This is a genomic window from Peptostreptococcus porci (assembly GCF_009695815.1).
In the GTDB taxonomy this organism is placed as follows: Bacteria; Bacillota; Clostridia; order Peptostreptococcales; family Peptostreptococcaceae; genus Peptostreptococcus; species Peptostreptococcus porci.
In genome coordinates this window covers 80,808-93,533 of record NZ_VUNE01000003.1, presented here as the reverse complement: position 1 = coordinate 93,533, position 12,726 = coordinate 80,808, and the positions used below count along the sequence as shown (strand labels likewise).

Below are 12,726 nucleotides of genomic sequence, written 5' to 3'. Positions count from 1 at the left end.
AATTTATGGATAGGGTGTATTATAAGATAAGTCTTGTAGTGTAGAAAATAGGGGGAGTTTATGTATACATTATTGATTATCGAGGATGAGGAATTGGTGAGAAAGGGGATATCGTCTCTTATTGATTTTGATAAGATGGGTATTGGAAGTGTATATGAGGCTGAGAACGGAGAAGTGGCTTGGGATATAATTGTAAAGCAAAGACCAGATATCATACTATCCGACATCAATATGCCTCATATGGACGGAATAACTCTCGCAAAAAAAGTTAAAGAGCTTGATAAGGATACACACATAGTTTTTTTGACAGGATATGATTATTTTGATTATGCTGTATCTGCATTAAAGTTAGGCGCTGATGACTACGTTTTAAAGCCTATATCAAAAAAAGATGTGGAAAATATTCTTATTAATATTACGAATAAATTAAACCAGGAAAGACGTGAAAAAGCAGTCTATGAGCTTATTTCTGAAAATGAGCAAAATCCTTGTGGATCAAGTGAGAGTGACGAATTACTGTGTATTATCAATCAGAAAATTTATTGCTCAGATTTTTCATTGAAAGATCTTGCAAACCAGATGGGGTTTAGCACCAATTATCTGAGCACATTTATAAAAAAGCATCTTGGGATGAGCTTTCAAGATTATTTGACAAAGAACAGAATATACAGGGCAAAAATCCTGTTGTTGACAACAGACCTAAAGATATATGAGATAGCCGAGCAGGTTGGATATGAGGATGTTAATTATTTTTCCTCCCGTTTTAAGCAATATGTGGGTATGACCCCTAGACAATATCAAAAGGGGGTGCAGTAGTTGTTAAAAAATAGGTCCTTGATCTTTCAGATGACACTTTATTTTTTTTCAGCGGTCACAATTATGCTGTTTGTCGTGAGTATGCTGAATTATAATATAAGTTCGGATATAATAGTCAACAGTGCCGAAATGAACACCGTTGATTCAATTAAAAAAAGTGCTGAGTATATAACTGACTATACCGAAAAGTTAAAAACTACTGCAAATGTTATTTCCACAAATAACACAATAAAGGATTACATTTATAGTAAATCCGAAGCTGGTAAGGACAAAGTTCTGTCATTAATTAAGACGATAATTGATACTGATCCCAATTTGGTGTCGGCAGTTCTTATAACAAGGGATGGAAGGATTGTATCCAATGAAAATTCAATAGAGATGAGAACTTCAAGTGATATGATGAAGGAAAATTGGTATAAGCAGGCTGTTATGCAAAATGCAATGCCAATACTTACATCTGCAAGAAAGGCAGAATTCTCGAAAAATGAAGACAATTGGGTTATTTCTGTAACTCAGGAGGTCGTCGATGAGAAAAAAAATAATCTAGGAGTTGTAAGGCTGGATATTGATTACCATGCGATAGAAAACTATCTTAAACGTTTGAACCTAGGAAAGTCAGGATACGCATTTATCACAGATGAAAGTGGTCAGGCTGTGTATCACCCCAATAAGGAGGTTTTCACATCTGATGAAAATAGACGAGAGATGATTAAAATTGCCAATTCAAAGGATGGATACTATAAAAAGAACTCGCAGTTTGTCAAGCACCATTATATGAAAAATTTGAACTGGAAAATAACCTGTGTCACTAGTCTTGATGAATTGAAGCTGATAAATAGGAGCTTACTGCATTCCTTTATTTTAATAGTGATATTGTCGGCAATTTTTGCGTCGATAGGAACTTTTTTTGCAATAAAAAGGCTGATTCGACCTATAAAAGATTTGCAGAATACTATGGATAGGATAGAAAAAGGAGAGAAAAACATCAGGGCGAAGGAAGATGGTTCGATCGAATTGCAAGACTTGGAGAGGCATTTTAATATGATGCTCGACAAAATGGAAAAATTAATGGTAGAGATAAAGGATAGAGAGCAAGACATTAGGGAATATGAACTCAAAACTCAATCTAGTCAAATTAATCCTCATTTTTTGTATAATACTCTTGATACAATAATATGGATGGCTGAATTCAATGATAGTGAAAGTGTTGTTGAATTGACAAAATCACTTGCCAAATTTTTCAGATTATCCTTGAACTATGGAAACGAGATAATTTCACTTCACGATGAAATAGACCATGTAAGACAATATCTATTTATACAAAAGAAAAGATATGGAAGCAAATTAAACTATAATATAAGTGAAAATATTGATTGTAGTGATTTTATGTTACCGAAGCTAGTGCTTCAGCCAATTGTTGAAAATGCAATTTATCATGGCATAAAAAGTATTCCAGATGGTGGAACAGTAGATATCTCAGTAGACCTTTTAGGCGAACATATATGCGTTAGGATATATGACAATGGAGTAGGTTTACCAACCAAAATGACCAAGAAAGAATTTTTCAGTAGATTGGGGGGCGTTGGAATAATCAATGTAGATAAAAGACTACATCTTCACTTCGGTGATTCCTATAGGATGGAGATAGAGTCCGAACCGGGAGAATTTACATCTATAACAATGTATTTTCCGATTAGTAAATAATTTATAGCCGCTTATTTTATATGAAGCGATTTTGATAGAAATAATAATAAATTGAAAAACGAGATAGTAGTTTTTAGTAATAGAATTTAAATATCGTAAAATATTCAAGTTTTTGCGTAATAAATTCTATTATTTTTTTTTGTAAGTAAACATATAATAGAGTCATAGGATAAACATCAATATATTAATAATTATCATGTGACAGCTGTTAGTGCTTGCAGGTGAGGCTGCTGATAGCAAAATTTCAGTGAATTCACAGATAAAATAAGAAAAAAATGGGGGTAATTTTATGAAATTAATGGAAAAGAAGAATTTAAAGAAAGTAGCGATTGCTATGGCTTGTGTTGCGGTACTTAGCGGATGTACAGCAAAATCTGAAACTAAAGGTGGAACAGATGCGAATAGTTCATCTACAAAGAATGAAAAAATGATGGACAAAGACGACAAGAAGATGATGGACAAAGATGACAAGAAGATGATGGATAAAGACGACAAAAAGATGATGGACAAAGACGACAAGAAAATGATGGACAAAGATGACAAGAAGATGATGGATAAAGACGACAAGAAAATGATGGACAAAGACGACAAAAAGATGATGAATGATAAAAAAAAAGTTGATTTTAAATTAAAGGATTTGAATGGCAAGGAAGTGAAACTATCTGACTATAAAGGGAAGAAGGTTTATGTGAAATTATGGGCATCTTGGTGTTCAATTTGTACATCATCACTTCCTAATTTAGATAAGCTGGCGGCAAAGAATAATGGATTTGAGATTGTATCTGTTGTGGCTCCAGGTTACTTAAATGAAAGAAATGAGAAAGATTTCAAATCTTGGTATAATGGTCTTGGCTTAAAAAATATTAAGACATTGATGGATACAAATGGAGAGAATTTTGTGAAATCGTTGGGAATAAAGGGTTATCCAGATTCAATATTTATAGGCTCTGATGGATCGTTGGCGAATTTCCATGCTGGACATATGGATGATAGCAAAATCATAGAAACGATGAACAGTATAAAATAACGACAAGCATATAAAATAATGATGAGAAGTATAAAATAATTAAATAGTACAAAATAATTAAATAATATAAAATAATGAAAAAAACTACAATAATATAGGTCAGAAATTGGGTGATAGTAAATTTATAGCAGAAGTATAAATTCGATATGTTATATTTAGAAAAGAGATGATGTTAGTATGGATAGAAAGATTTTTGTTGTGATGGCAACCTTGGTTATGGCTGTGGCATTTGTATATATATCTTTGAGCAATACAAAGGTAGATGGAGTAAAGCATAAAACCAAACAATTAATACAGTCTAATGAAGTTGGAAAAGGTACATATATGGGAAAAGAAAAAAAGATAAAGGAAATTTACCTCGCTGGTGGATGTTTCTGGGGATTAGAAGAATATTTCTCTAGAATAAATGGCGTGCAGGATGTAACTGTTGGATATGCAAATGGTAGAGTTAAAACGACAAACTACAGTTTGATTCATAGCACTGGTCATGCTGAAACAGTTCATATATCATATGATTCAAACGTTATAAGCTTAAGAGAAATACTTCTATATTATTTTAGAGTTATAGACCCTACAAGTGTAAATAAGCAAGGTAATGATACAGGAGAGCAATACAGAACTGGAATATATTACACAAGCGAGAAAGAGCTTGAAACTATAAAATCGGTTATAGACGAAAAAGAGAAAGAGATCAATAAAAAGATAGTTGTTCAGGTAGAGCCATTGAAGCATTATGTATTGGCAGAAGAATATCATCAGGATTATTTAAAGAAGAATCCGAATGGTTATTGCCATATTGATGTTTCTATGGCAAATAATCCTCTGATAGATAAAAATAAATACCCAAAACCATCAAAGGAAGAATTGAAGAGAAAATTGACAAAGGATGAATATGCTGTAACTCAAGAAGGCAAAACTGAACAGGCATTTTCGAATAAGTATTGGGATTCATTCGGAGACGGGATATATGTAGATATTGCCACAGGAGAGCCATTATTTTCCTCAAAAGATAAATATAATTCAGGGTGTGGTTGGCCTAGTTTTACAAAGCCAATAAGCTCAGAGGTGGTAAATTTTCAGGAAGACAACAGCTTCAACATGAAAAGAATAGAGGTAAAAAGCAGAATAGGAAATTCTCATTTGGGGCACGTATTTGAAGATGGGCCAAAAGATAAAGGTGGCTTGAGATTTTGCATAAACAGCTTGTCAATTAGATTCATACCTAAGGATAAAATGGAAAAAGAAGGGTACGGATATTTATTATCGAGAGTATAGCTCTAACAAATCTATAAAAAAATACAAGCTACAGTATTCAGTTATTTCAAAATATCTGATACTGTAGCTTATTTTCGTATTTTCACTTTATTATATACAATAAGTTAAATTAATTTTATTAACGAATAATTAAAACATAAAAAACTAAAAATCTAGTTTATCGGTAATCCTTTTTTTACCCTTAATAAATATATCATAATATAACCACCCTTTAAGGTAATCCTTTAATAATGATTTTTTTGTAAATCCAAGGCTACTCAAGGGTTGCTTATAAATCACCTTTGAAAAGAAAACTCAAAATTATCACATCCTTTTCCCCTAATATGTATAGATTATATCATACATTATGGTCAAAGAATAATACCTTTTTTAATAAAATAATGAAATAGAGTTAATTTTATTAAATTGGCAACTTTAGAAAGAGGTGATCTATGGTTACGAAAAGCAACCAATAAATCACCTCAGTATAAATGAAAATATTAACTGAACTTTTTAAATGATTAATCTTCTACTAATGCGGATAGTCTCTTGTCAAGCGTAAATAGTATGATTGCAGAAGCAAAGGCAATTCCTGCAACTATAAAACACGCATTTGTAAATTTGAATGTTCCACCAAATAGAAAACCATATGCATAACCATATAGCTTTGCTGCGAAGAATGTGGCAATACCCCACATTGACATCATTAGTCCCAAGTACTTACTTGGAGAATATTTACTTATGAATGAATGTCCAAGAGGAGAGAAGAACATTTCTCCAAGAGTTAATAGCAATGCAAATACAATCAACAATAGAACACTTGCTTTTGCATCGCCTCTCATAATGTCAATAGCAGCATAGAATAGATATCCAAGCCCTATAATACCAATACCAAGACCAGTTTTTCTAAATAAACTCATATCTCCTTGAGGTCTAGCAGCCAAATGATTCCATAGCATGGCCATAACAGGTCCAAGAATAATACAGAATAATGAATTGGCGGCATCAAACCAAGTCGCAGGCACTGTATAACCAGCTACGACCCAATTCATATTTTCTGCCCAATAATAGTATACTGGAAGATATGCAAGATACCAGAATATCCAGAATATTATTGAGAATGCAGAAGCTAATATAATAGCTCCGATTCTCTTTTTTTCTATTGTCGTAAGCGGTCTTTTTATCTGATCCTCTAGGTGTTCTTTCTTTTCCATTTCTAGCTCTTCAGCAGTTTTTTCCAGCTTAAATGGTTTACTACCAATAGTGCCTAAATGCTTCCAACAGACAAATACATACCAAATAGCCCCTAGTATCATTGAAAGAGCAGCAAGCTTAAAGCAAGGAGCAAAGCCAAGTACTCCATTCTTTGCAAACACATCCTTGTATAGTATTCCAACTGCAAATGTACCTATCAAAGCGCCGACATTTACAAGTGTGTATCTTATTGAAAAAGCCGAATCCATTTGAGATTTATCAGTTATTACACGTCCAATTATCGGACCATTTTTGAATAGCCCTAGCCCGATACTAACAGTTAGTATCATCAGGTATATATGTTGTGCACCTGTGGCAATAGAGCCAATATAATAGCCTATCCCTGTTATGACCATTCCTACTGGAGTAGTGTATTTTGCACCGATAAATCTGTCAACTACGAATCCACCAAATACTGCACCTAAGTATGAAAACGCTGTCATATTGGCTTGCATATTGGCTCCCACTTTATCCGAAAGACCCAATCCACCCTCTAATACAGCTGTGGTAATAAAAATAAGAATAAGTGAACGACCAAGATAGTATGCAAGACGTTCAAAAATCTCTGAAGCACTACAGACCCAAAAAGCGGTTGGGTACCTTTTTTTACTTGTTTCCATAATAATAAAAATCCCCCTTAAAATTTTAAATTTTTTTGTTTTTTTCTAATACTGTGTTTAGAAATTGTATATTATTTGTCAGTTGATATTTACATAAAAAATTATAAAGGTTTTGTTAAGAAAAATCAATAATATATTGATTTTTTAGTCTTTTGTATGGTATAGTTATAATGAAATTAATATAAAAACAAATAATACGTGTTTAAAAATGTTACATTTTTATAAAAAAAATATTATTAAAATACGTTGCAAAAAATGTGATAAAAGAGAGTGAGGGGAAAATTTGTTTAAAAAAAGAAAACAAAATAAATTGTTAAATATGTTTATTTCTTTGTTGCTTGTTTTTTCTATACTGAATACGTGCTTCGCAAGTGTTTTTGCGTTGGGAAGTGGGACGATTACAGTGCAACTAAGAGAGTATAGGGATGGAACGGTTACAGATGTTTCAATACCTAATGCCAAGTTTGAGCTTAGGAAATTGGATGATCCTTCCTTTTCTTTAGAGAATGTAACAGACACGACCGGTAACTGTATTTTCTCAGGACTGGATGATGGAGAATACGAAATTATTCAGAGAACAACCTCAGAGACGTACAAGTTACCGAACACGAATACTACGGTTAAGCTTGCAAGCGGCAATAATAATGCAACAGTAGTAGTATCAAATATTAAGCACAATAGCACGACAACTGTCAACATAGATGAAGGCGGAAGAACGAGCACAACGTTGAAACTAAAAGTTCGTTCAAATTTTGATGGAGAGACTCCTGTAGTTGGGGCATCTTTTTTAGTTACGAGTGTTAATGGGGTAAGAAAAGAGATAACCACAAATTCTGATGGAATTGCCACGTTGAGTGGACTGACATATGGAAATTATACAATTACTCAAATCAGTAGTCCAGAGGGATTTATGGCATCTCCAAATGAGGCTAACTTCGAAATTCCAAAGCCAAGCACTAAGGGATATGCCGAGTATGCGAATGTGACTTTTTTGAATGAGCCTTATGATGTGAACACATATGGGAAATTATTTATAAATGTCTATGATAAAAACGATAATAGTAAGGTCATTCCAAATGTAAAGCTACTGATTACTGATGACTTGGGGAATTCATTTGTGGGGAGTACCGATTCAAATGGATCTATCACATTTAAAAATTTTTCAAAAGACAGAACCTATTCAGCAAAAATAATAGAATCTCCTTATGACTACGAATATTCTGGTGCAAATGTAGAGGGTGATATCAAGCTGGATCAGTTAACTAATAACAAGACTATTTCTATGTATTTGCCTAAAAAGCAAACAAATTTGGTAACAATTGTAAATCATGAAGCTGGAGATTTGAGTGTAAGGATATCTGGTTCGAAGTTTAGATTAATTCATCCAGACGGATCTTCAAGAGAGTTTGAAATATCTAACTCAAATGGAATGCTTGAAATGCAATTGCCGCTATCAACCGATAGAGATTATATTCTCGAACAGCTGACTACTGATGGTCGTCATATAATATCAAATAAAATAAACTTCTCAATCGGACGTCCTGTAACTATTTATGTACCAAACAATTTAATCAATCCAAATGAAGAAAAAGTTTCGTTCTCGTTCACAAAAGAATGGGTGGACAAACCAAGCTCAAATCAGAGAGTAATCGTGCGTTTAATGCAAAATGGAAATGTATATGGGAATGGGCAGCATTACACACTTTATTCAAATGACGGAACTCAAACGAAGAAATTTACAGATTTGCCAAAATATGATTCCCAGCATATTGCGTATAATTATTCTGTAAAGGAAGATGTTGTTGAAGGCTGGTATGCCGAGTATCAGGAGGTCTCAAAAAACAATTGGAAAATATCCAATTATGAGGGCAGTATGACGGGACAATGTATTATTGATCCCAGTAAGGGATTAATTTGGTTTTCTGGTGAAAATTCGGCATTTATGATGGAAAATGGTGTTGATATAAAAAAGCAGATAAATTTTCCAACATACTTGGATCCTACATTTGGCTATGGTATAGCTTATGATAGAACAAAGGGATATCTTTTCGGTGCGAATAGAAGAGGTGAGCTTGCTATCATGGATCCTACTAGAGGAGAAAATGGAGCAGTTGTAAATGTGGTTAGATTAGGCGGAATAAGAGAAAAAACCGGAGACGGAAGTGACGATAGCGGTAAGTGGTTGAATGATAACGGACAAAATATATTTGTACATAAAGACTTTAGAAAATTGAATTCTTTAGAAACAAGTGTAGATGGAAAATATCTATTTGCAAAGGTACTTGCCGATCCTAATATCTATATGTATCGTATAAGTGACATCTTATCAAATAATGTAGCTTATGGAGGTACGATTCAACCGGCAAAAATAATATATGCAAAGCATACGGTTAATACAAGTATAAATGCAAAGACTCCTGTATCTGACGGAGATATTATTCAGTATCCTAACGGAGATATATTATATTCAGGTCACGGAAATTTATTTTATCGTGGTGAGCTGACAGCTCCGCTTAGAGATGATTTTAATTTTTATTTATTAAAGTATAACGGACCTTTGGATTCAAACGGAAAAGTAATAGATGCGGGAGAAGGAACTTATTCTGAACCGATAAATGTGGGTTCGCTAAGAGTACCCGGAGAATTTAACAGTTTTTGGGATGCAAACAACAGAGATACGTCAATTGAAGGGATGACTTACGCATTCGGACAAATTTGGTTTACTTCCGTAGTTAAAGACAGAGCTACAGGAAATATTACAAAAAGGCTTGCGAGAATAGTCAGTTCACAACCTGATAGAGGTAAATTACCAAATAGAAATACAGATAGTACAGTTAAATTTGAAGCTCAAAAACTTGACGGAGATAACGGAATTAAAATACAAAATTTACCGACTTCCACATTTGCCGATATGACCGGTGGAGATAGAGAGATTTGTTCTCCGGAGGTTATTGTTCGTGGGGCAAAGACGTGGATTGGTGATGATGAAGGTATTAGACCGAAATCAATAGAAGTTCAGCTTTACGCAAATGGAAGTCCATATGTTTATCCAAATGGAAATTCAAGTAGACTTACATTAAATGATGACAACAATTGGAAATATCAATTTAGTCAATTGCCAAAGTACGATTCAAGCAATAGAAAAATAGACTATTCTGTAAAAGAAATTGATCCACCGGCTAGCTATATTTCGTCGACAACTGATTATAGCATAACTAATACGTTAGTTAGAGGTGGGTTTTACATAAAAAAAATGAATGAAAATAAAAGCTTGTCACTTGGTGGTGCCAAATTTTCGCTTTTGAATGAATCAAAAGATACAATAATACAATCGTCCACTGAAACCGACAGTGATGGGATTGCAATCTTTAATAATTTGACAGCGGGAACGTATTATCTAAGAGAAGATGTTGCTCCAGAGTCTTATGAAAGAGATGCACAAGATTATAGAGTTGTCGGTACATTGAATCAGGCAACAAAGAAGATAGAGTTTGAAGTCTTTAAGGGCAGTGAAAGAGTAGATATGCTTTCTGACAAGCATGTTATCAAAAACTCAAAGCCGAAGTTTAATATTAAGATTGTTAAAATTGACAGCAAAACTGGTCGTAAAATTACCGTAACGTCAAGGTTTGCGATTGTTGATTCAAATGGAAATACAATTAACGGACAGGTCGCAAATTTAAATAATGGTGAATTTATTTTCAATAATGGAGGAAATAAATTTGAGGCGGGGAAATATTATATTAAAGAGGTGACTCCTCCAAACGGATATAAGATGGTAAATAGCTTAATTCCGATTACAATTAGCAACGATGGTAAGGTGTATATCAACACATCGGATGACGGTATTGTCGATGCATACGGCACGAATGTTACAGGTACAAATACGATTGAAATAAAAATCAAAAATGAAAAAATAATGTCAAGATTAGTATTTTCAAAGCGTATTAAGGGAATTGAAGAGACTGGAACACATGGAATCACTGAAAAAGTCAAATTCAAGCTTACAAAGGATAACGATGCAAGCTTTTCCGCAGTTGAAATTGAAAAGAATTTCAATGAAAAATTTGTATTCGAAAATCTGACTGAGGGTGTATATACACTAGAAGAAACAAAGGCACCAAATGGATATGTGGTCGATACAGTCAGTTATAAGGTTGTGGTTGATGGTGTAGGAAAGGTATATCTTTATTCAAAGTCCAATAGTGAAATGAGTAAAAATATTACAAACAAAGATATAATTAAATCTTCGGATTTAAGCAATATTACATCAGGTTCAATTGCAGATGCCTTAGATGGAAATAATACTACTGCGGTTGTTTTTCATAACTTCAATAATCAAGGAAATGATATTCCTGTGGGCTCATATGTAGGTGTGGATTTGAGACGACTACATGACATAAAAAGTATTAGCTTTTTACAAGGGGCACCTGAAAATGACGCGGATAGATTTAACAAATTCTCTCTGGAGTATTCATCAGATGGTACTAATTGGAAAGAGTATAAAAATTATATAGAAACTGATACTACAAAAGGCGTAACCAAACCAGTAAATAATGTGAATGAAGCAAACTTAAATCTTTTGGCGAGGTATATACGCTTTAAAAACAATGAAGTTAGGCAGGATGTGTGGTTTGGAGTTAAGGAAATAAAAGTCGAAGGCTTGGAGTATAAGCTAATTAAGGAAATGACACCTCAAATGCAAAAACAAGATACTGAGGACAATATAGCTTTTATAGGAAATATACAAAACCCATCAATAGCTTTAGAAAAAGTTGATGCCGAAACATCGACTGTTATTTCTAATAACAATGATGGTTTAAGCTATAATGCAAGATTTAAGCTTTATAAGGTTGGAGATAATATAACTTCTGTATCAGAAAATGATTTGAGAACAATTTCTCCTGTTCAAGAGTTTACATTGAATTCTGGTAGAGTTGAGCTCACTCAGCTAGCAAATAAACTTGGACGTTATGCACTTGTTGAAACGGAAAGTCCTACTGGATACAAAAAAGTTGAGCCTATTTTACTTGACCTAGTAGAGACACAGCAGGTTCATTCCATGCCTCAAATGAAGAATACGACAGCATGGAAGGTTGTTGGCAACACAACGGGTTCAACCATTGGTGAAAGTGGTGGCTATACGACATTCACCGGTGTGGCGATAAATGAAAAGATAATTGTAGACTACACAAATCTATCTGGGAATAAAATTACTTTAAAGGTAAAAAATGAAAGAGAAGATAGGCCAATAAGACTTAAGATAAGAAAAGTTGATGAAAAAGGAATGCCTATAGCTGGTTCAAATTATGAAGATATATCAAGGTTTTCAATACTTGACAGCGATAAAAGAATGTACAACAATCAGGTTGCTAATCTTGTGGGCGGTGAATTTACTTTCGACAATGGAGGAAAGAAATTCAAAGCAGGGCTTTATCATTTGAAGGAAGAAAGGGCACCAAAGGGTTATTTACTAATAAATACGGAAATACCATTCTATATAAAGGATTCAGGTGACATAATAATTCCGGCAAAGCTCAAAGATGGAAGCAATAGCGAGTATGAAGTTGATGAACAGTTTGTTTACAAAAATCATTTAAAGGTAATTCAATCGGCTGATACTGATATAGTAGAGATTGCGGTTGAAAACAAGAAGGGGATTTTTCCATATACTGGAGGAATCGGTACATTGCTTTATTTGTCGACTGGTATTTTGTTGATGGGAACAGCAGTTATGTCGATGAAGCTAAGAAGAAAATCAAAAAATTAATATTAAGCGTAGAAGCAGACGCTATGCATAATTGTTTTCTTGATTGATGCTTTTTATGAATATGCACAAGAAGCCAGGCAAAGAAATAAATCCTCTATGGTAAAATAGTACAATTACCATGGAGGATTTTTTGAGTGGAAGGAATATTTATTTTGAATATCAAAAATGTATATTTGGAAAAAATCTTATTAGTGTAACATATGTGTTGACAAATAAGAAAATATTTATTTTGAGTATCAAAATAAATATTGACAAGTACCAAAATAAGTCTTATAATAAAC

Annotated in this window: 6 protein-coding genes; 5 read left to right on the top strand and 1 reads right to left on the bottom strand. The window is 33.5% G+C overall.

Annotated features, from left to right (window positions below; translation table 11 throughout):
* The first annotated feature begins 60 nt into the window (after positions 1 to 60).
* The 4 genes from FYJ71_RS06145 to msrB all read left to right on the top strand — a co-directional run bounded on the left by FYJ71_RS06145 (position 61) and on the right by msrB (position 4,822).
* Complete coding sequence (locus FYJ71_RS06145; protein ID WP_154537931.1) at positions 61 to 816, top strand: response regulator transcription factor; 756 nt, start codon at positions 61 to 63, stop codon at positions 814 to 816.
* Positions 817 to 2,520, top strand: a complete 1,704-nt coding sequence (locus tag FYJ71_RS06140; RefSeq protein WP_154537930.1) for a cache domain-containing sensor histidine kinase — start codon at positions 817 to 819, stop codon at positions 2,518 to 2,520.
* Between the two features lie 289 nt (positions 2,521 to 2,809).
* On the top strand, positions 2,810 to 3,547 hold the full coding sequence (locus FYJ71_RS06135; RefSeq protein ID WP_154537929.1) for a TlpA family protein disulfide reductase: 738 nt from the start codon (positions 2,810 to 2,812) through the stop codon (positions 3,545 to 3,547).
* 177 nt (positions 3,548 to 3,724) lie between these two features.
* A complete protein-coding gene (msrB, locus tag FYJ71_RS06130; RefSeq protein WP_154537928.1) occupies positions 3,725 to 4,822 on the top strand; it encodes a peptide-methionine (R)-S-oxide reductase MsrB in 1,098 nt (365 codons plus the stop codon).
* Positions 4,823 to 5,322: 500 nt separating this feature from the next.
* On the opposite strand, the gene FYJ71_RS06125 is transcribed toward msrB, so the two are convergent.
* Positions 5,323 to 6,675: a peptide MFS transporter gene (locus FYJ71_RS06125; RefSeq protein WP_154537927.1), complete on the bottom strand. Its 1,353-nt coding sequence runs from the start codon at positions 6,673 to 6,675 to the stop codon at positions 5,323 to 5,325.
* Positions 6,676 to 6,958: 283 nt separating this feature from the next.
* On the opposite strand from FYJ71_RS06125, the gene FYJ71_RS06120 reads away from it, so the two are divergent.
* The gene (locus FYJ71_RS06120) at positions 6,959 to 12,445 is read left to right on the top strand and encodes a SpaA isopeptide-forming pilin-related protein (protein ID WP_154537926.1); all 5,487 of its coding nucleotides are present in this window, start codon (positions 6,959 to 6,961) and stop codon (positions 12,443 to 12,445) included.
* The last annotated feature ends 281 nt before the right edge of the window (positions 12,446 to 12,726 follow it).